Origin of the sequence: Agrobacterium sp. GD03872, from assembly GCF_029840625.1 — a bacterium.
Classification (GTDB): domain Bacteria; phylum Pseudomonadota; class Alphaproteobacteria; order Rhizobiales; family Rhizobiaceae; genus Agrobacterium; species Agrobacterium fabrum_A.
The window spans coordinates 108,939-129,218 of record NZ_JAOCCY010000010.1; the positions used below are offsets into that span (position 1 = coordinate 108,939).

A 20,280-nucleotide genomic window follows, 5' to 3' on the forward strand; every position below is an offset into this window, starting at 1 on the left:
CGCCGAAAGCACCGACCGAGTCATCCTGACGCAGGGCAGATCCCGTCACTCCACCGCTTCGGGGGCCTTCGCCCCGATGGCCCGAACCCTCCGCCAATCGAGCCCCGCAAACAGCGCCTCGAACTGCGCGTGGTTCACCAACATCAGCCCGTCCTTCACGGCTGGCCAGGTAAACGTATGCTCTTCCAGCCGCTTGTAGGCCATCACCAACCCGGTGCCGTCCCAGTAGAGCAGCTTCAACCGATCCGCCTTCCTGGCCCGGAACATGTTGATTTCCACTGAGAACTGACCCGGGTAGGCGGATAATTTCCATTGAGATTTGACCCATGTGACCCTCCCCCGAGCGAAGAGCGAGGGGGTCAAAGGAGTGATCGACATGGGACTACTCAACGTGATCCGGAAGCTGCGCCTACGTCAGGGTTTGGCGATCCGGGAGATCGAGCGCCGCACCGGAGTGTCGCGCAATACCATCAAGAAGTATCTGAAGGCTGATGTGATCGAGCCCAAGTTTGCGACGCCGGAACGGTCGAGCAAGCTTGATCCATTTGCCGAGACGCTGGCAGGCTGGCTTAAGACCAATGCGAAGAAGGGACGCAAAGATCGGCACACGCTGAAGAAGATGCATGCCGATCTCGTCGCTCTTGGCTTCACCGGCTCCTACAACCGGGTGGCGGCCTTTGCACGGCAGTGGCGTGCCGATCGTCAGCGCGACGAGCAAACAACGGGGCGCGGCACCTTCGTCCCGCTGGCTTTCCGCCCGGGCGAGGCGTTCCAGTTTGACTGGAGCGAGGACTTTGCGGTCATCGGCGGCGAGCGGATGAAGCTGCAGATGGCGCATATCAAGCTGTCTCACAGCCGGGCCTTCCTTCTGCGGGCCTATCCCTTGCAGACCCATGAGATGCTGTTCGACGCGCACTGGCATGCGTTCCGGGTGTTCGGCGGCGTGCCAGAACGCGGGATCTACGATAACATGAAGACGGCGGTGGATCTTGTGGGCCGCGGTAAGGCGCGGCAGGTCAATATCCGCTTTTTGGCCATGGCGAACCACTATGTCTTCGAGCCAGATTTCTGCAATCCGGCAGCAGGGTGGGAGAAAGGGCAGGTCGAGAAGAACGTCCGCGACTCCCGTCATCAGATGCTGCAAGGCATGCCGGACTTTCCCGATCTTGCCGCGCTGAATGACTGGCTGGAACAACGTTGCGTCGCGCTGTGGCACGAGACCGCACATGGCACGCTGTCTGGAACAATCGCCGATGTCTGGGCTGAGGAACGGGCAGCCTTGATGCCCCTGCCAGTGGCCTTCGACGGCTTCATCGAGATCAGCAAGCGCGTCTCGCCCACCTGCCTGATCAGCTTTGAACGCAACCGCTACAGTGTTCCAGCATCATTTGCGAACCGGCCAGTCAGCCTTCGCGTCTACCCCGACCGGCTGGTCGTGGCTGCGGAAGGCCATATCCTGTGCGAACATATCCGCATCATTCAGCGCAGTCATAAGCAGCCCGCGAAGACGGTCTACGACTGGCGGCATTATCTGGCGGTCGTGCAACGCAAGCCGGGCGCGCTCAGGAACGGGGCACCCTTTCTGGAATTGCCGCCTGCCTTCAGACAGTTGCAGGACCATATGCTCCGCAAGCCTGGTGGTGATCGCGAGATGGTCGATATCCTTGCGCTTGTCTTGCACCATGATGAGCAAGCCGTGCTGACCGCCGTGGAGCTGGCCTTGGCGGAGGGCGTGCCCACCAAGACCCACGTGTTGAACCTCCTGCACCGCCTGGTCGACGGCAAGGTCATCGATGGTCCGCCGCTGGATACCCCACAAGCGCTGACCCTGCGGCGTGAGCCCAAGGCCAATGTCGAGCGCTATGACGCCCTGCGCAGCCAAATTGCGGGAGGCCGCCATGCGTCATGACCCCGCCGCCGCGGCCATCGTCATCATGCTCCGCAGCCTGAAGATGTATGGCATGGCTCAAGCTGTCGAGGATCTCATCGAGCAAGGGGCTCCGGCTTTTGAAGCCGCCATCCCGATCCTGTCGCAACTTCTGAAGGCAGAATTGGCCGAACGCGAAGTGCGCTCGTGTCGCGTTGCCCTTAAAGGCGAGATGACAAACCCAACAAAATCAATGGTGATGCTTTGCTGTTAAAGGGGCTCTGTGGTCATTTCTACATTAATACACGCTAAGGGCATTTTGCAGGTGACGGGAAACACATGATTTCCGCTCACCGTGATCGCGGGGCAAACTGGCCACGCAATAGGGCCATTTTTTGCGCGACAAACCCTGTCGGAATGTTAGGCTGTGCGGCAACACCTGATTTGAGGTTTGTCGCACATGTTGATCGGTTACATGCGGGTATCGAGTAGTGACGAGCGCCAGTCGGTTGCCTTGCAGCGCGATGCCCTGCTCGCGGCCGGGGTCGATGAGCGCCATCTCCATCAGGATCGCGCTTCCGGAGCGCGTGATGACCGGCCGGGTCTGAAGGCATGCCTCGGCGAATTGCGCGAAGGCGATGTCCTGGTCGTCTGGAAGATAGATCGGTTAGGCCGGTCACTCTCCCACTTGATCCGCATCGTCGAGGATTTGAAGGAACGTGGTGTCGCCTTCCGATCTCTCACGGAGGCGATCGACACCACGAATTCGCACGGCGCGTTTCTGTTCAACCTGGGGTCGGAACAAGATCTGTTTCTGGCGACACGCTAAGACCGAACGGACCGTGAACCTTCGTCGCGAACCCGCATAACCGTCTGTCGACTGGTCGTAAATTTTCGCGCAATAGCCGAAACGCTCATTCCCTTTGTGAGATCATCGCGTACATCCTTCTTCTGCTCATCACTGAGCGTGGATGGTCGACCGAGGGTCTTGCCTTCCGACTTTGCACGCTTGAGGCCGGATTGGGTTCGTTCGATCAGCAAGTCGCGCTCGAACTGCGCGACAGCGTTGAGCACCTGCATGGTCATCGTGCCGGACGAACTGGTCAGGTCCGCGCCGCCGAGGGCAAGGCAGTAAACGCGCACGCCCATCTCGGCGAGAGCCTTCACAGTGGTGCTGACATCGATCGCGTCACGACCTAGGCGGTCGAGTTTGGTCACTATGAGAATATCGCCAGACTCCAGCTTGTCCATTAGCCGTGAAAAGCCGCGGCGCTGTGCTATGGCGGTACTGCCTGAGATCGTCTCAGTAACGATCCGGCGCGACTCGACGTGAAAACCGGCAGCTTCGATTTCCTGAATCTGATTTTCGGTGGTTTGCCCGGTCGTGGAGACGCGGACATAGGCGAAGGTGCGTGGCATGGGTTCAATTTCGTCCGAATAGGCTGTCCAAAATATCTACTCTGTCCAAAACCATGTCAAGATAATTTGTGGACAGGGTGTTTTGCCCCTGTACGCAATCGCTCGTTTTTGGACACGAGATGACGCTGAGTTCGAGAGCGTGTTGGTTTCAATTAGAGAGCATATGAGTGGGCCGAAAAATTGATTAGAGTTCGTCCCAAATGAACCGCGAGCCGTTCCCACGCGGACCGTCATAGGCACTCCGGGTTTAGGGATCGACTATACGCTCGGTTGTCGCGATGGAGACGCACTGTCTCGAGTGGCGTTGAAAACTGTGATGGTGCTTTGTTCGAACGCCGCCAAGTCTCCGCGGGAAGCGACGGCGCGCGGCGCGGCAAACCGACCCAGCGCAACGCTCGGCATGATAAAAGATTTCTGCTAAACAATTATGCTGATGAGTGCGGCAGAGGTTGATGAAACAAGTCGAACGAAAACGCTTCGGCTCATTGATCGCCTTCGGCATTTTTAGCACCGGGTTCTTCGCGCCGGTCCTGATCGCGCACCAGCCAGTGGACTGCTCCGAGCGCAAGAGCCGCGCCCGCGAGGGCGGCAATCTTGGCTGGCTCCGTCTCGCCAAGGTCGAGGATGATGAATTTGCGCGCGATCGCGAGGAGCGCGATCAGCACGATCGTGCGGACTTGGAGGATCCCGAAGCTGCGTTCTGTCGCCACAAGAAGGGAGCGCTTGAACTCGAGCGCAATTACAACAGTGAAGATCATTCCGAACACCACCTGGAAGGTGGCGTAATCGAGCGTGTCGAACGCTCCCAAGACCAACCGGTTCACGACCTCGCGCATCAGCGCCCAAACCGATGCCACGACGATAACCGCAATGATGGCGCTGAGGACGAAAATGACGACCTGTTCGAACTTCTCGTAGAGCGTCATCGCCGACCATTGTTCACGGGTTAGCCCGGATCGTTTCAGGTCTTTCATCATTCCCCCTCGAAAGCCGCCCCGGAGAAACAGGCTCCCCGGGGCTCACCAGACGGCGTGATATCAAACGGAGCTGAGCGGACGCCGCAAACCGGCGACACCCAATGTGGCAAATCAGCCGTTCTTGACATCGATGCGCTTGATCTTCGCCTGCGCCTCGGGTGTCTGGGGCAGCTTGATCGTCAGAACCCCGTTCTTGAAGGATGCTTGCGCCTTTTCGCCATCCACACCGGGAGGGAGCGGAATTGTCCGGTAGATTGCGCCGTAGCTGCGCTCGGACAGGTAATACCCCTTCTTCTCCACCTGGCGCTCGATCTTCTTCTCCCCCTTCACAGTCAACATGTCATCGTTGACCGTCACCTCGATGTCCTTCATCTCCATGCCCGGCAGCTCGATCGACACTTCGATCGCGTTGTCGGTCTCGACCATGTCGGATTTGGCTTCGCCGCTGCCCCAGGGCCATTCGAACTGACCGACCCGGTTCCAAAAGTTCTCGAACACATGGTTCATTTCGCGCTGGAGTGTCGCGATCGGGTTGTCTTCGCTGCTCTTGGCGTCTGGCGCGCCGTCCTTGCGCGCCCAGGGGATGAGGTCTTTGATCTGCATGATATGGTCTCCTTCGGTTTTCAGGCGCCCTTGACGGCGATCCTTTTCGGCTGCGCTTCAGGGGCCCGGGGGAGCGTTAAAGTTAGGACGCCTCCTCGCATCTCGGCTTCGATCCTGTCGGGGTCGAAGTCCTCGGAAAGCGTGAAGGCACGCTCGAAATCGCCCTCGCCATATTCGGCATAGGCAAGTTCGAGGTTTTTCGGCCGCACCGGGTCAACCTTGCCGCGGATCGTCAACACACGATTTTCGAGCGTGATTTCGATCGCATCGGCGGCGACCCCAGGCATTTCAAGCATCATGGAGACACCCTGATCGGTCTCGACGATATCGGTCAACGGGCGGTAGATGCGTCCGCCGCCGGTGGTCTCGGGCGAGTCGGTCGGCGTCTTTTCGGCGGCTTGCGTGATGTCGGTGCTCATCGTTCCAGCTCCTCTCAGGCTGCCTTGATCTCGATTTTCTTCGGCTTTTCTTCCTCGGGCCGGGAGATGACGATCCGCAATACGCCGTTCGTCATCCTCGCCTCGACCTTGTCATCCGAGGCCGCGAACGGCAGGCGGATAGTGCGGGAAAACCTGCCGAAACTGCGTTCGTTGCGGTGCCAGCGCGCACCGTCGGGAACCTCGGGCGCCTTGCGTTCGCCCGAAAGCGTCAGGACGTTGTCCTTGACCGAAATTTCAATGTCGCCCGGTTCGATGCCGGGAAGTTCAGCGGTGACTGCAACGGCCTCAGGGCCTTGCCAGACATTTACCGCCGGGAACGCCGCGCGGGACGGCGGCCAGAAACCGCGGTCGAGATCGCGCATCATGGAGCGCATCAGCGCAAAGGGATCGCTGCGGCGCAGATATGTCGGGTAGAGCATTGCTGGCCTCCTGTTGCTGATCGATACCCCCGAACCGTCGGCATGGAGGGACCGGGCAACGGTGCCGGCCGGATGTGGGTTCGGAGAACGCCTATCAAGATAGGCCGTTCCATTTATTATGCAAGCATGTATGATGGATGCATTGTGTTTTGGATGGGGGGCGGTTTCTCCTGTGTACCATGCAATCGGAGGAAGGATCCCCATGATCTCTTCGGACATCGCGCTGATCGGGACGACGATCCACCGGGTCGCGCAGCTCATCCAGCAGCGGATCGACCAAGACATCCGCGGCAGCGGCCTGACCCGCCTGTCCTGGATGGCGGCGGCGCATGTCGAGGATGCGCCTGGGCTGACCATCGGCGATCTGGCCGACCTGCTGGAGGTCGGCCAGGCCACAGCCGGCCAGCTCGTCGATCGCATGGTCCGGGGCGGCTGGGTCGAGCGGTCGCCCTCGCCCGACGACAGGCGGGCGCAGATCGTCACGGCAACGTCGAAGGCCCGGGCGATGCTGGAGGAACTCGCGCCGCGGCAATCGGCGCTCGAACATGAAATCTTCCAGGATCTGTCGGCGGACGAAAGGCGCGCCCTGCTGGCGCTGCTCGAGCGGATCAAGGCGCGGCTCGGGCGCCAGTGAAAGGGACAAGCGGCATGGAAAGGAAGACCGAATATAACATCTGGTACTGGGTGGTGGCTTTCATAGCCGTGCTTTTCATCCAGAACCTGATCGCCGGCTGGCAATCCGTCGCACCGATCAGCTACAGCCAGTTCGAGAAGTATCTCGCTGACGGGAAAATTTCCTCTGTCGCGGTCGGGTCAGACACTATCACAGGCACCTTCGCCGAACCGGTCGACGGCAAGAAGCAGTTCGTGACGACCGTAGTGAATCCCGCAATCCTGGAACGGATAGACCGGTCAGGTATCGAGATTACTGGCGTTCCGCAAAACACTTTTCTCGGCACGCTGATTTCCTGGGTGGCGCCAGCGCTTATCTTCTTCGGAATCTGGATGCTGCTGTTCCGCAAGTTCGCCGACAAGCAGGGTTTTGGCGGGTTCATGCAGGTCGGCCGCAGCAAGGCCAAGGTTTACATGGAAAAAGAAACCGGCGTCAGCTTCGCCGACGTGGCCGGTGTGGACGAGGCCAAGGCCGAGCTCGAGGAGGTCGTGGAGTTCCTCAAGAACCCGGCCGAATACGGAAAGCTGGGCGCACATATCCCCAAAGGCATATTGCTCGTTGGGCCGCCGGGCACCGGCAAGACGCTGCTGGCGCGCGCGGTGGCGGGTGAGGCCGGCGTGACCTTCTTTTCGATCTCGGGATCAGAGTTCGTCGAGATGTTCGTGGGCGTCGGTGCCGCGCGGGTGCGCGACCTCTTCGAGCAGGCCCGGAAATCCGCGCCGGCGATTATCTTCATCGACGAACTCGACGCTCTCGGGCGGGCGCGCTCCTCCGGCCAGATCGCTGGCGGCCATGATGAGCGTGAGCAGACGCTGAACCAGCTTCTGACCGAGCTCGACGGCTTCGACCCATCAGTCGGCATCGTGCTGCTTGCGGCCACGAATCGCCCGGAGATTCTCGATCCGGCGCTGCTCAGGGCCGGACGCTTTGACCGGCAGGTGCTGGTGGATCGGCCGGATAAGAAGGGACGTGTGCAGATTCTCGGCGTTCACATGAAAAAGGTGAAGCTCGCCCCGGACGTCGATGCCGAGAAGGTCGCAGCGCTCACGCCCGGCTTCTCGGGCGCCGATCTTGCCAATCTCGTCAACGAGGCAGCATTGCTCGCCACGCGCCGCAAGGCCGATGCGGTGACGATGGACGACTTCAACAATGCCGTGGAGCGCATCATCGCCGGGTTGGAAAAGAAGAACCGCGTTCTGAACCCGCGCGAGCGCGAGATCGTGGCGCACCACGAGATGGGGCACGCGCTTGTGGCGATGGCTCTGCCGGGGGTGGACCCGGTGCACAAGGTCTCGATCATCCCGCGCGGAATTGGCGCGCTCGGCTACACTATCCAGCGCCCGACCGAGGACCGCTTCCTGATGACGCGGGAGGAGCTGGAGAACAAGATCGCAGTCCTGCTTGGCGGGCGCGCGGCCGAGAAGATCATCTACAATCATGTCTCGACCGGGGCGGCCGACGATCTGGTCAAGGCTACCGATATCGCCCGCGCCATGGTCGCGCGGTACGGGATGGACGAAGACCTCGGGCATGTCAGCTACGACACCGATCGGCCAGGCTTTCTCGGCACCGGCGACCAGTCGTCGTGGCTGAACCGCCGCTACAGCGAGGCCACTGCCGAGCGGATGGACTCGAAGGTGCGCGACATCGTGGATGGCGTGTTCAAGCGCACCCTCTCGCTTCTCGAAGCCAACCGGGCGCTGCTCGAGCAATCCGCGCAGGATCTCCTGCAACGCGAGACACTGGACGAGCCCGATCTGGTGGCAATTGGGTCCAAGGTGAAAAGAACGGAAGCGGTCGCTGCGTAACACTGTCACTGGCGCAGATGATCGGCGGACAACCCTGACTGGATAAAGAAACGGAGAAGACGAATGGCAAACGGAGCTTGCGATATTTGCGGTCGCCCGGCGACGGCGCGCGTGCGCGCCTCGGTGAACGGCAAAGTTCAGAACATGGAGCTGTGCGATCAGCACTACCGCGAAATGGTGCGCCGGTCGGGCCGCAGCGCATCGCCGCTGGAGTCCCTGTTCGGACGACATTCCCTTTTGGACGAATTCTTCGGCGATAGCGGGTTCGGCAGCCTGTTCAGCGACAGCCCGCTGCGGGGTGGTGCACTGGGCGCCACGGGCGCGGGTGAGGACGACGTCGTGGATGCCACCTTCGGGGAGGAAACGCCGCGCCGCGGATCGCGGCGCGGCGGCGGACGCACCATCGCCGACCGGCTGAGCGAACAGGGCAACAAGCTGCTGCAGGATGCAGCACAGAAGGCCGGGGAATTCGGGCGCAGCGAGGTCGATACCGAACATCTGCTTCTGGCATTGACCTCGTCTGACGTCGTCAAGACGATCCTGGAACAGTTCAAGGTCGATGTGGACGATCTGCGCCGCCAGATCGAGAAGGAGGCGAAGCGTGGAGACGCCAAGACGGACGGCGAAATCGGCGTAAGCCCTCGCCTGAAGGACGCGCTGAACCGGGCCTTCATCGCCTCGAACGAACTCGGCCATTCCTATGTCGGTCCCGAGCACCTTCTGATCGGACTTGCCGAGGAAGGTGAAGGCCTGGCCGCGGCGATGCTGCGCAAGCTGGGGTTGACGCCGCAGGCGCTGCGTCAGCAGGTGACGAAGGTGGTCGGCAAGGGAGCCGAGGAAGGCCGCGTCGAGACTCCGTCGAACACCCCCGATCTCGACCAGTTCAGCCGTGACCTGACGAAACTCGCCCGCGAGGGCAAGCTCGATCCCGTCATCGGCCGCGCCCGCGAGATCGAGACGACGATCGAAGTGCTGGCCCGCCGGAAAAAGAACAACCCGGTGCTGATCGGCGAGCCCGGCGTGGGCAAGACCGCCATCGTCGAGGGACTTGCACAACGGATCGTCGCGGGCGAAGTGCCCGAGGCGCTGCGCGACAAGCGGCTGGTCGAGCTCAACATCAACTCGATGGTGGCCGGGTCGAAGTATCGCGGCGAGTTCGAGGAGCGGGTGCAGAAGATCCTCAAGGAGATCACCGAGGAGAAGGACAGCCTGATCCTGTTCATCGACGAGATGCACACCATCGTCGGCGCCGGCCAGGGCGGCGGCGAAGGTGGTCTCGACATCGCCAACACCTTCAAGCCGGCGCTGGCGCGGGGCGAGCTGAACCTGATCGGTGCGACGACGCTCAACGAGTACCAGAAATACATCGAGAAGGACGCGGCGCTCGAGCGACGGTTCCAGCCGGTTTATGTCGAGGAACCCACGGTAGCTCAGGTCATCATGATCCTGCGCGGCCTGCGCGACACGCTCGAAAGCCACCACAAGGTGACGATCACCGACGAGGCGATCATCGCCGCCGCGGAGCTTTCGGATCGCTATATCACCGGTCGCTTCATGCCCGACAAGGCGATCGACCTGATCGACCAGGCCGCGGCGCGGGTGAAGATCTCGGCCACTGCTCGGCCCGTGGACGTGCAGGAACTCGAAGCCGAGGTCGCGCAGATCAAGCGCGAGCAGGACTATGCCGCAGCCCGCAAGCAATTCGACCGAGCAGCAGAACTGAAGAAGGAGCTGGAGCAGAAGCAGAAGGAGCTCGACGAGCTTCTGGAGATCTGGAAGCGCGATCAGGCTTCGGCGACCGCCGAGGTGCGCGCCGATCATGTCGCGCAGATCGTCTCGAAGATCACCGGCGTTCCGGTCACTGAGCTGACCACCGAGGAGAAAGACAAGCTCCTCAAGCTCGAGGAGAAGCTGCACGAGCGCGTCATCGGCCAGGAAGAGGCCATCCGCGCCGTGGCGGATGCGGTGCGCCTGGCGCGCGCAGGACTGCGCGAGGGACGCGGCCCGACCGCGACATTCCTCTTCCTCGGGCCGACCGGGGTTGGCAAGACGGAACTGGCCAAGACGCTCGCCGAAGTAATCTTTGGCGATCAGGACGCAATCATCCGCATCGACATGTCGGAGTATGGCGAGCGCCACTCGGTCGCCCGGCTGGTGGGCGCGCCTCCCGGCTACGTCGGATACGACGAAGGCGGGCAACTGACCGAGAAGGTGCGCCGTCGGCCCTACTCGGTCGTGCTGCTCGACGAGATCGAGAAGGCGCACCCGGATGTCTACAACATTCTGTTGCAGGTGTTCGACGACGGTCGGCTGACCGACGGCAAGGGGCGCGTGGTGGACTTCACCAACACCATCATCATCGCCACGTCGAACCTCGGTTCGGACATCATCCAGCGCAACCTCACGAAACGCGGCAGCAGTGAGTTCGACGAGGCCAAGCAGAAGTCCGAGCTGATGGAGGTGTTGCGCGGTCATTTCCGGCCAGAGTTCATCAACCGGATCGACGAGATCATCGTCTTCCACTCGCTGAACCAGTCGGAAATCCGCCAGATCGTCGAGTTGCAGCTCAACCGGGTGAAGCGGACCGCCCTTACCCAGGGCGTCGAACTCGAACTCGATGTGAGCGTCGTGGATCACTTCGGCGCGGTCGGCTTCCGTCCCGAATTCGGTGCCCGCGAGCTACGCCGGCTGATCCGGTCGCAGTTGGAGACCGAGTTGGCCCGCGAGATGCTCTCCGGGCGGATCGAGGATGGTGACAAGGTCCGCGTCGCCTGGTCGGAAGACGAACAGAGGGTCGTGTTCGAAAAGATCGTAAAGGACATTGGTGACGACAGCCCGGACGATCAGGCCAAGGCCGGGATCGAGGAGCCCAGCGAAGTTGCCGAAAACAAGACGGACGTTCCGAAGCCCAGCGTTGGGGATGAGGTGCAGTCCAAGGACGACAAGTCCGCCGAGTGACAGCGCAAAAGACTGGCCCGGCGCGATATCGGTCGCGCCGGACCATCTCTTCGGAGAGTTATAGGAAGGTCCACGGCATGAACGTCATTAGATCATTCCGCAATCTCGACCGGCACGGCCAACAGCGCGCGCCTGAGGTCATCGAGGAAGAATTGCGGCAACTTGAACCGCACCTTGCGCGCTTTCGCGAGGATCTGGTCCGGCTCGAAGTCGTTGCCTCGCAGACGAGGGGCAAGAAGCGCATCAAAGTCAGCCTGCGCCTGCAACTGCCGTCGGGCGTGATCGCGGCGCGGGAAGAGGGATTCGAGATCGAGCCTGTCCTGCGCAAGGCCTTTGCCGACCTGCGCCACCAGGTCGATCGGCATGTGGCGCGCCTCAAGCACGAGCCTGAATACAAGCGTCCCGCCCGCCGGCGCCGGATCGGCGCCCCGCTGCCGCCCGCGCGGGATGCGGCGGAAGCGGACCGGCGCCAACTCTTCTTCGACCTGATCGAGGATCATCTCGATACGGTCTACGATACAGTCAGGCGCGAGTTGACCTATCTCGAGTGTAGCGGGTCTGTGCCGGCTGGCTACCTGAGCGTTGGCGATATCGTCGATGCGACGATCCTCAACGGGCTCAACCGCTTCGAGCGGCGGCCGACCGAATTCTCCGTCCGGGACTGGCTGACGCAGCTGGCCTTCGAGACCGTCGAGGCCGAGGCGCAGGCTGCGCGCCGCGCGGTGCCCGAGGATGCCGCCTCCATCGAGGCGGAACCCGAGGCCCCGGCGGAGGATCCGACCGAGGCGGATCAGGCGATGTTCGAGTTCTACCAGCCCGACGAAGTGCTGATGCTGGAGGACCTCATCGCCGACGACGGCGGCACAGACCCCGAGACCGAAGTGGATCGTCATGATATCGCCATGGCACTGCACCGGGCTATCGCAGATCTTGCTCCGGTCGAGCGCCGCGTCCTGTATCGGATGTACCTGGAAGACGCCACGATCGCGGAGACGGCGCACCTCCTGGGTCTCACTGAGGCGGAAGTGTTGAAGATTGCAGAGAACGCGGCGGAGACACTGCGCGGCACGCTGGTCGAAGCCGGGTTGATCGGCGAGGCATCGGGGCGCGCGCCCGTGGAAAGGGAAATTGCCCGGACGCAGTGTCTGCCTCAACCGGTCGAGGACCGCCGCCGCGTGGCGGCCGCCCTGGCCGGCGCGGAGACAATCGGCACTACTGAGTTGAAACCTGAACAGGAGATGGACCAATGACGACAACCTCTGCAAAGCAATCCGACACGATGCAGGACATGCTGGGCAGCCTGTCCGGGAACTGGTGGCTGTTCGTGCTGCGCGGTGTCCTGGCGCTGGTGATCGCGGTTCTCGCCTTCCTCATGCCTGCGGAGTCGCTGCTTGCTCTGACGCTGGTCTTCGGCGCTTTCGCCTTCGCCGATGGCGTGTTCGGCCTCGTCGCCGCCGTCCGCAACATCCGCGGGGGCGATCGCTGGGGCTGGCTGATGTTCAGCGGCATTCTGGGCATCGCCACGGGCGTCGTCGTGGTTGTCTCGCCTTTTGTCGCGACGCTTGTGCTTGCGACATTCCTCTGGGCCAGCATCGCATTCTGGTCCGTGTTCTCGGGTGCCCTCGAGATCGCGGCAGCGATCCGCCTGCGAAAGGAAATCAACGGCGAAATCTGGCTGATCCTGAGCGGCCTTCTCTCGGTCGTTCTCGGTGTCGTCGTGACCTGGATGCTGCTGACGCGCCCGGTCGAAAGCTTCCTCGCGCTCGGCTGGCTGATCGGCTTCTACGCCGCGGTCTTCGGGGTGATGATGATCCTCCTCGGGCTACGGCTTCGCAAGGCGGATCGTTCGGACGGTGCGGCCTTCGATGACGCTCCCCCATCGGCAAAGGCGTGAGGTGCCCTGTGGTGGATGACGAGCGACTTGCCGGCGAAGAGCACGATTTCACCCGATGGGACGAAACGATCTTCGACCGTTGCCTGAGCACCGGCTTCAATCCGTTCGGCAGCGGTCCGACGCCAATCTTCCTGCGGCACCGGGACGCAGAGGCGCCGGACGCCGATGCAAAGCCGTGCATGCCACCTGACACCGAAAATGCGAGGTGCTGATGTCGAACCGCCTGCCTGACTTGGCATTTGCTGCTGCGGCCGCTGCCTTGGGCATCGGAATCGTTTTCGTTTTTCGTTCGATGTATCTTGCCGAAGACATACTGCCTTTCGCGCAGGAGATGACGCTCATCTTCCTCGGCGCTGTCGTGACGATCATTCTGACCGCGGCGCTTCTCAATCGCCAGACCGATCTCGAGCTTCGCAAGGAAGGAAGGGGCATCATCCTCCAGCAGCAATGCGACATTTACATGGCCTGCATCGAGAAGGTCGCAGAGATCGTGGAAACCGCAAGGCACGATGCGAAGCTGATCGATGAACTGCGTGTTCTCAGCCACAAGCTGGCTGTGGTCGCGAGTGCAGGGGTCGTGTCCAGCTTCGAGCAGGTACTGGAGAGCTTGCAGTCCGGTTTTGCTGACGGCACGCTCTCGGACGGGGACGGAGAGGGCGTGATGAATGCCGTCGCCGATCTCACGATAGCGATGCGGTCGGACGTCCTGCACGCTGCTGCCTTTCCTTCGCAGAACACCGAACGCGCCGTTCGCCTGAATTCGAGGCGAATGGAAAAACTCGGCGATCTCGAACGTCACATTCTCGCATCAACCGACACCCAGGAGAGCTGACATGCGCGGTCACAATCGCCCACCATTCCCGCCGAAGATACCCGGGACCAACATGAGATCATGGGACGTTCCGACCGCGATCATTTACCGGCCGGCACGTTCCGCGATGACATCGGCGCCGCGGCCCAACTACTGGATACTGGAATTCGAGCCGTCGCGCCCGCCCCACATCGAGCCGCTGATGGGATATACCTCCAGCGACGATCCCTATCGTCCGATCCGGCTGAAGTTTCCCGACCGCGAAAGCGCCGTGGACTTCGCAGAGAGGCAGGACTGGCATTATGTCGTGCGCGAGGACGCTGGGGGAGCCCGGATGGCGAACCCTTGGGCGGGTGAGACGCGCCACCGGCTGCACAGGGGCGTCGATGCCCCGGGAGCCTTCCGGGTCCCGTTCCGCCCCGATCGCCGCCTCTCAAGAGGCGTCCAGCATGAGAGCACGGCCGACCCGTCTACCAGCGACAGGGAGAGTTTCGATCCGGTCCTCGAAGCCTCGCTCGAATCCTTCCCCGCCTCTGATCCTCCGGCGTGGACGGGTGTGACAATTGCAAGAAAGACGACGGGATGACGGCCAGCTACATGCGCTCGATCTACCGGCTCTACCGCGAGGAGGGCCTGACGGTGCGCAAGCGCCGGGCGCGGCGACGCGCGGTGGGCACGCGGGCGCCGATCCTGGTCGAGGCAAGGGCGAACGCGCGCTGGTCGCTGGACTTCGTGCACGATCAGTTCGCCTGCGGGCGGCGCTTCCGTGTGCTCAACATCGTCGATGACGTGACGCGCGAATGCCTGGCAGCGATCCCGGACACGTCGATCTCCGGTCGCCGCGTTGCTCGTGAGCTGACGGACCTGATCTCCCGACGCGGCAAGCCGGGCATGATCGTCTCTGACCACGGCACGGAGTTCACCTCGAACGCGATCCTCGCCTGGTCGAAGGATCATCGCGTCGAGTGGCACTACATCGCGCCCGGAAAGCCCATGCAGAATGGCTACGTCGAGAGCTTCAACGGCCGGATGCGCGATGAGCTCTTGAACGAGAGCCTGTTCTTCGGCCTCGACCACGCCCGCAGCGCCATCGCCGAATGGAGGCAGGACTTCAACACCGCGAGACCGCACTCCTCGCTCGGATACCAGACCCCGGCGGCCTTCGCCGGAACCCTTACCGCAACCGGCTCCGACGCTTCGCTCGATAAGGGCTTCGCGTCTCCGCCCGTTGCTCAACCCGCGCCCAACGGCGTAACAGAAACGGTCGAGACTCTAATCGCCGCTGGATGAAAGTTCAGTGGCAGGTCACTTTGTGCGCAACTTTGTCTTGCCTGACAACGTTGATTCGACCAAGGTGACGGCTTCGATGAAAGACGGCGCTCTGGAAGTGCGGCTTGTCAAGGCCGAGCAAGCCAAACCGAAACAGATTGAAATCTCAGTCAACTAACTTTAATTAGGAGCCCAAGATCATGAATATCAAACAGCCCCAATCAACCTTCTCCGCACTTGCCCTGGCGGTCGTCGTCGGACTTAGCGGACCGGCTCAGGCCCAATCGGCGGCAGGTTCTAGCCCAGGTGCTGCAGCACCCTCTGCCGCATCCAAGGCGGCGCAGCCACAGGTAGATGACAAGGCCGCCCGGGAAGCCGAAAAAAAGCGTGCTGAGCTCACTCAGGACGCCATCACGGCGCTCACCAAGACCCAGGAGGCTTTGACACTCCTTGATGCAAAGAAGACCAAGGAGGCGCTCGCTGCGCTGGAACTGGCCAGCGGAAAGCTGGAACTGGTATTGGCACGCGACGCCAAACTTGCTTTGGCGCCGGTCGATGTACGCGTCATCACCCACGATATCCACGCCAACGTGGAAACGGTGAAGAAAGCGGTCGAGTTGTCTCGGGAGTTGTTGGGTGATGGCGAGGTGCAAAAGGCCCGGCCCATCGTCGCCAATCTGGCCAGCGAAATCGTGATCGAAACCGACAACCTGCCGATGGCAACGTACCCGGCAGCGATCAAGTCGGCCGCACGGCTCATCGACAGCGGCAAGATCGACGACGCCAAGGCGGAACTCGCCCGAGCACTGAACACGCTGGTGGTGACCTCGGTCGCCTTTCCTCTGCCCGTGCTACGGGCTGAAGCCGCGATGGCAAAAGCTGAAAAGCTGGCCGAGACCGACAAGCGCGATGCCAAGCAGAACGAGGAGCTCAGCACCTTGCTGTCGTCCGTGCGCACGGAGATCGAGATGGCGCAGATCCTGGGTTATGGCAAGAAGGCGGATTTCAAACCCATCTTCGATCAGGTGAAGTCCATTGAGCAAAAGTCGGCTGGTGGCAAAAGCGGCAAGGGATGGTTCGACGAGTTGAAGACGCGCCTCCAAAAGCTGTTTTGAGGTGATGAAGGGGCCGACTGTTCGGTCGGTCAGTCTCGCGATGTTCGCAGTCAGCCCCAATAGATTCGCCTATTTTCACTAACTCATACGAGGCATATCACCATGAATGAGCAAACATCGAATCCCAATGCGACGAACAAAGAAATAAACGAACAGGCCGCGGTAAGCAGCCTTCCTGTCAGTCCAGAGGCCAAGCCTGAAGTCGTCACGGAGGTACAGCCTGAGGTTCAGAAGGAAACGGGCTCGCAGGCGGCAGACAAACGTAAACAAGTCCTCGATGAGGCCGTCTCGGCCTTGGCGCTGACCAAATCAGCGCTGGCCGCACTTGACGGCAAGGACGCTGCACGCGCATTGGCAATGCTGGCCGAAGTGACTGGAAAGCTGGAGCTGATTGTTGCGCGCGAACCCACGCTTGCCCTGGCCCCCGTTGATGTGCGCACCATCGTGCACGACTTGTTCGCCAACACGGAAACCATTGAGGCGATGACCGACGAGGCGCTGGATGCCCTCAAACATGGCGAGGTGCAACAGGCACGTCACGTGCTGGCTTTGCTGGCCAGTGAAATCGTGATCGCGGTCACCAACATCCCTCTGGCGTCCTATCCCGCAGCCGTGAAGTCAGTCGTGCCGCTGATCGATCAGGGCAAGATTGAAGAAGCCAAAGCCGCGCTGCAGGCAGCGCTCAGCACGCTGGTCGAGACGCGCAGCGTGCATCCGCTGCCCGCCCTGCGCGCCAGGCTGCTCCTGAAGCGCGCCGAGACCTTGGTAGAAGATGGTCAGCGGAGCGAAGCGTCCAATGAGCGCCTGGAGACATTCTTGAACGAAGCGCGGCAGCAGTTGGAAATGGCAGAACTGCTGGGCTATGGAAAGAAGAAGGACTTTGAGCCCCTGTATGCTGAACTCAGGAAAGTCAAGCAAAAGACGGCTGGGGGAGGCGGCGGAAAAGGCTGGCTCGATGAAATCAAGGCAAAGCTGTCCAAGTTGTTCTGAAACCGCTGGATAGGGCGTAAGAGGGGCGCGTCGCGCCCCTCTCTTTGCTCAGGAGTGTATGCTTTTTCACCCCATTAGGCCGCGTGGACGAACCTGATCCATAAGCGGATGCAGCCGAGCAGGGCGAAGCCGAGAAAGCTGGAAGCGGTGTGGTCGTAGCGGGTGGCCGCCGCGGGCCGACTGCTCCGTCAGGAACGGGGCGAAGATCGCCCACTCCGCATCCGTCAAACGATCCCGAACCAAGGCCGACCTCCTCTCCAGAGGTCAGCCTCGAATCACGTCATCCGCCTCGGGGGAATCCCCCCCTGTGCCGGTTCGTCCACGCGGCCTAGTCCGATTCTACGCAGGCCTGCAGTCACCTATCGCAACTACTACCGCGACGAGGGAATATACGGCTTCCTGCCGGATGGGCGAAGGAAAGGAAAAGGAAATCCATGGATTTGATGCAACTGCTCTGGCTGTTCTTCATCGTCTCCGCACTGCAGCCGGCACTGCAGAGGAAGTATCTGGAGGCGATGCGCACTCGGAAGATCGCTCAAATCGAGAGGATGCGCGGAAGCCGGGTGATCCTGATGATCCATCGGCAGGAGACGATGAACCTCCTAGGTTTTCCCCTGGTTCGCTACATCGACGTTAACGACTCCGAGGAAGTCCTGCGCGCGATCCAGCTGACGGACGCCGAAATGCCGCTCGACATCGTGCTGCACACCCCCGGCGGACTGGTCCTCGCTGCCACGCAGATTGCTCGCGCCATCCAGGGACACAAGGGCAAGGTCACAGTTTTCGTGCCGCACTACGCCATGTCGGGGGGAACGCTGATCGCTCTGGCCGCAGACGAGATCGTGATGTGCGACCACTCCGTGCTGGGCCCGATCGATCCGCAACTCGGCCAAATGCCCGCGGCTTCACTCATCAGGGTCGTCGAGCAAAAGCCGATCACGGAAATCGACGACCAGACGTTGGTCTTGGCCGATGTCGGTCGAAAGGCGATCGCCCAAGTCGAGACCGTAGCGCGACGGCTCCTGACCGACAAGATGGACGAGGAAAAGGCGGCGACATTGGCGGCGCAGCTGGCCACCGGCACCTGGACGCACGACTACCCTATCTCTGCGGAAGAGGCGCGCGAGATGGGGCTGCCGGTACGGACCGACATGCCCGAAGAAATACTCGAGCTGATGACCCTCTATCCGCAGCCCGTCCGCCGTCTGGGCGGCGGCGTCGAATACCTGCCCGAACCCCGCCACCGAGAGGCCCGGCGGGCCACGACCTCGCGCTGAACGGCGCCGCCCTGCCTGCCCCTCCGAAACGACACTCAAAGGGAGAACAGAATGCCCACCGTTGCTTGCCCGAAATGCAGTTCCGTCAATCGCGTTCCGCAGGAACGACTGACGGATAACCCCAGCTGCGGCCGCTGCGGCGCCGCCCTGTTCGAGGGCCGGCCAGTCACACTGACCGCCGCCAGTTTCGACCGACACGCCGATGCCGATCTGCCCCTGCTCGTCGATTTCTGGGCGGAATGGTGCGGGCCATGCAAGATGATGGCACCTCAGTTCGAGGCTGCGGCGCGTTCGCTCGAACCCCAGTTCCGTCTCGGCAAGCTCGATACCGAAGCCGAACAGCAGATCACCGACCGTTACGGGATCCGCGGCATTCCCACCATGATCTTGTTCAGGGGCGGCAAGGAAATCGCGAGGACGAGCGGTGTAATGCCTGCCGCGCAGATAGCGCAGTGGGCGCGGTCGCACGTTTAGAGAATACAGGTATTGGCCTTTCCTGCGCCATGATATCAGGAGAAGAACATGCATGGCGTGACTGGATTTGTCGAAAGTGCGGCCTTGTTGGTTTGCGCCGCGTTCGTACTCGTGACGATATGTTCACGGATTGGCGTGCCTAGCATCGTCGGCTACATTCTTGCCGGTATAGTCATTGGACCCGCTGGCCTCGGCCTGATTGCGGAGAGCGCTGCCCTGAGCAGTATTGGCGAAATCGGAGTGGTACTCCTGCTGTTCGCTCTTGGCCTGGAATTCTCGTTCGAGAAGCTCGTAACGCTCAGGAAGCATGTCTTCGGTCTTGGAGCCGCGCAGGTTGCAGTCACGACGATAACGGTATCGTTGGTAGCGAGTCTGATCTTCGATCTCGCGCCCGTCCCCGCAATCCTCATCGGCGGGGCCGTTGCGATGTCATCCACAGCCATGTGCCTCAAGGTGCTCGCAAGCGCGAACGCTCTGGGATCGGCCCAAGGACGTCTGTCCATTGCAGTGCTTCTGTTTCAAGACTTGGCAGCTGTTGCATTCCTGCTTCTGCACGATTCGATGAGCGGAGCCGCCGAGGGACATGGCGTGATAACGGTCATCGCCAGTTCTACGGCATTGGTTGCAGCTCTGTTCATTGCCCGTGGCCCCCTGCAGGTGCTTGCCCGTTGGGTCGCGTCGCGTGGCGATCCGGAACTCGCCCAACTCCTCGCGCTCACCATTGCGCTCGGGTCTGCGATCGTCGCGACCTCCGTCGGTCTTTCTCCGGCACTCGCCGCATTCGCGGCCGGCATGATCATCGGCGAGGGTGACGCGCGCCATGCCGTCGAGAACGAGATCCGGCCCTTCCGCGATTTGTTTGTCGGGATTTTCTTCGTCGGCATCGGAACGCAATTGCCACTTTGGATTATCCCGTATGCGTGGCCAGTCGTGCTGAGCTGGCTCGCGATCATATTTGCGGGCAAGACGCTGATCGTTTTGGTCGTCGCCCGACTATTCGGCGAGTCGCTTCAGACCGCATGGAGGACTGGGATCATCCTGGGCCACGGAGGAGAATTCAGCCTGATGCTGCTGTCGGCTTCCGCGGCATCGGGCATTGTAGCCGACGAGTTCGCCGGCCCCCTCCTTGTCGCGACTGGAGCGAGCATGCTGGTCGGTAGTCTTATGGTTAGATGGGCGGGGCTAAGGGTTTAGCAGGGTCAACATCAAGATAACTATGTTTCTCAGATCACTGAGAGCACGCCCGCACCTGATCACGCATGACGCTATAGTCGGAGAGTATTTCG

The 20,280-nt window shown here is 61.5% G+C and carries 20 protein-coding genes and 4 pseudogenes; 18 read left to right on the plus strand and 6 right to left on the minus strand.

Translation table 11 applies throughout. The annotated features are described in order from the left end of the window. Window positions 1–45: 45 nt before the first annotated feature. Complete coding sequence (gene tnpB, locus N5D22_RS19660; RefSeq protein WP_279657410.1) at window positions 46–378, minus strand: IS66 family insertion sequence element accessory protein TnpB; 333 nt, start codon at window positions 376–378, stop codon at window positions 46–48. On the opposite strand from tnpB, the gene istA reads away from it, so the two are divergent. The 3 genes and pseudogenes from istA to N5D22_RS19675 form a co-directional block, all read left to right on the plus strand. Further along, window positions 377–1,909: an IS21 family transposase gene (gene istA, locus N5D22_RS19665; protein ID WP_279657411.1), complete on the plus strand. Its 1,533-nt coding sequence runs from the start codon at window positions 377–379 to the stop codon at window positions 1,907–1,909. The genes tnpB and istA overlap by 2 nt on opposite strands. Continuing rightward, window positions 1,899–2,075 (plus strand): annotated as a pseudogene (locus N5D22_RS19670) (ATP-binding protein); the annotation flags it as partial. The gene istA and the pseudogene N5D22_RS19670, both read left to right, overlap by 11 nt. A 252-nt stretch (window positions 2,076–2,327) precedes the next feature. Continuing rightward, a pseudogene (locus N5D22_RS19675) lies at window positions 2,328–2,660 on the plus strand (recombinase family protein); the annotation flags it as partial. A gap of 32 nt (window positions 2,661–2,692) precedes the next feature. Here the strand turns inward: N5D22_RS19675 and N5D22_RS19680 are convergent. The 5 genes from N5D22_RS19680 to N5D22_RS19700 all read right to left on the minus strand — a co-directional run bounded on the left by N5D22_RS19680 (window position 2,693) and on the right by N5D22_RS19700 (window position 5,725). Beyond that, a complete protein-coding gene (locus tag N5D22_RS19680; RefSeq protein ID WP_172873193.1) occupies window positions 2,693–3,286 on the minus strand; it encodes a recombinase family protein in 594 nt (197 codons plus the stop codon). Window positions 3,287–3,768: 482 nt separating this feature from the next. Continuing rightward, entirely contained in the window at window positions 3,769–4,260 is a 492-nt protein-coding gene (locus N5D22_RS19685; RefSeq protein WP_011982932.1) for a phosphate-starvation-inducible PsiE family protein, read from the minus strand. A gap of 114 nt (window positions 4,261–4,374) precedes the next feature. Continuing rightward, on the minus strand, window positions 4,375–4,866 hold the full coding sequence (locus N5D22_RS19690; protein WP_011982931.1) for an Hsp20/alpha crystallin family protein: 492 nt from the start codon (window positions 4,864–4,866) through the stop codon (window positions 4,375–4,377). A gap of 20 nt (window positions 4,867–4,886) precedes the next feature. Continuing rightward, entirely contained in the window at window positions 4,887–5,285 is a 399-nt protein-coding gene (locus N5D22_RS19695; protein WP_012754153.1) for an Hsp20/alpha crystallin family protein, read from the minus strand. A gap of 14 nt (window positions 5,286–5,299) precedes the next feature. Continuing rightward, entirely contained in the window at window positions 5,300–5,725 is a 426-nt protein-coding gene (locus N5D22_RS19700; protein WP_012754154.1) for an Hsp20/alpha crystallin family protein, read from the minus strand. A 202-nt stretch (window positions 5,726–5,927) separates the two neighbouring features. On the opposite strand from N5D22_RS19700, the gene N5D22_RS19705 reads away from it, so the two are divergent. From N5D22_RS19705 to N5D22_RS19775, 15 genes and pseudogenes are all read left to right on the plus strand, one after another. Continuing rightward, window positions 5,928–6,359, plus strand: coding sequence for a MarR family transcriptional regulator (locus N5D22_RS19705; RefSeq protein WP_003603275.1), 432 nt, complete (start codon window positions 5,928–5,930; stop codon window positions 6,357–6,359). Between the two features lie 14 nt (window positions 6,360–6,373). Then, window positions 6,374–8,206, plus strand: a complete 1,833-nt coding sequence (gene ftsH, locus N5D22_RS19710; protein ID WP_011982927.1) for an ATP-dependent zinc metalloprotease FtsH — start codon at window positions 6,374–6,376, stop codon at window positions 8,204–8,206. 63 nt (window positions 8,207–8,269) lie between these two features. Next, window positions 8,270–11,164: an AAA family ATPase gene (locus N5D22_RS19715; protein ID WP_172873192.1), complete on the plus strand. Its 2,895-nt coding sequence runs from the start codon at window positions 8,270–8,272 to the stop codon at window positions 11,162–11,164. 77 nt (window positions 11,165–11,241) lie between these two features. After that, window positions 11,242–12,414: a sigma-70 family RNA polymerase sigma factor gene (locus N5D22_RS19720; protein WP_011982925.1), complete on the plus strand. Its 1,173-nt coding sequence runs from the start codon at window positions 11,242–11,244 to the stop codon at window positions 12,412–12,414. After that, window positions 12,411–13,058, plus strand: a complete 648-nt coding sequence (locus N5D22_RS19725; protein WP_038595111.1) for an HdeD family acid-resistance protein — start codon at window positions 12,411–12,413, stop codon at window positions 13,056–13,058. The genes N5D22_RS19720 and N5D22_RS19725 overlap by 4 nt, the downstream gene beginning before the upstream one ends. A gap of 8 nt (window positions 13,059–13,066) precedes the next feature. Next, a complete protein-coding gene (locus tag N5D22_RS19730) occupies window positions 13,067–13,270 on the plus strand; it encodes a hypothetical protein (protein ID WP_038595113.1) in 204 nt (67 codons plus the stop codon). Then, window positions 13,270–13,890: a hypothetical protein gene (locus N5D22_RS19735; RefSeq protein ID WP_172873191.1), complete on the plus strand. Its 621-nt coding sequence runs from the start codon at window positions 13,270–13,272 to the stop codon at window positions 13,888–13,890. Before N5D22_RS19730 ends, N5D22_RS19735 begins: the two co-directional genes overlap by 1 nt. Before the next feature lie 52 nt (window positions 13,891–13,942). After that, a complete protein-coding gene (locus N5D22_RS19740; RefSeq protein ID WP_210199586.1) occupies window positions 13,943–14,455 on the plus strand; it encodes an NADH dehydrogenase ubiquinone Fe-S protein 4 in 513 nt (170 codons plus the stop codon). Between the two features lie 20 nt (window positions 14,456–14,475). Further along, window positions 14,476–15,159: pseudogene (locus N5D22_RS19745) on the plus strand (IS3 family transposase); the annotation flags it as partial. A gap of 13 nt (window positions 15,160–15,172) precedes the next feature. Continuing rightward, window positions 15,173–15,316, plus strand: a pseudogene (locus N5D22_RS19750) (Hsp20 family protein); the annotation flags it as partial. A gap of 22 nt (window positions 15,317–15,338) precedes the next feature. Continuing rightward, window positions 15,339–16,253, plus strand: a complete 915-nt coding sequence (gene yfdX1 / locus N5D22_RS19755; RefSeq protein ID WP_128094963.1) for a heat resistance protein YfdX1 — start codon at window positions 15,339–15,341, stop codon at window positions 16,251–16,253. 102 nt (window positions 16,254–16,355) lie between these two features. After that, window positions 16,356–17,243: a heat resistance protein YfdX2 gene (gene yfdX2 / locus N5D22_RS19760; protein WP_003606681.1), complete on the plus strand. Its 888-nt coding sequence runs from the start codon at window positions 16,356–16,358 to the stop codon at window positions 17,241–17,243. Window positions 17,244–17,677: 434 nt separating this feature from the next. Beyond that, complete coding sequence (locus tag N5D22_RS19765) at window positions 17,678–18,520, plus strand: ATP-dependent Clp protease proteolytic subunit (RefSeq protein ID WP_037094081.1); 843 nt, start codon at window positions 17,678–17,680, stop codon at window positions 18,518–18,520. A 51-nt stretch (window positions 18,521–18,571) separates the two neighbouring features. After that, window positions 18,572–18,994: a thioredoxin TrxC gene (trxC, locus tag N5D22_RS19770; protein WP_011982916.1), complete on the plus strand. Its 423-nt coding sequence runs from the start codon at window positions 18,572–18,574 to the stop codon at window positions 18,992–18,994. Window positions 18,995–19,042: 48 nt separating this feature from the next. Then, window positions 19,043–20,188: a cation:proton antiporter gene (locus N5D22_RS19775; RefSeq protein ID WP_279657421.1), complete on the plus strand. Its 1,146-nt coding sequence runs from the start codon at window positions 19,043–19,045 to the stop codon at window positions 20,186–20,188. The last annotated feature ends 92 nt before the right edge of the window (window positions 20,189–20,280 follow it).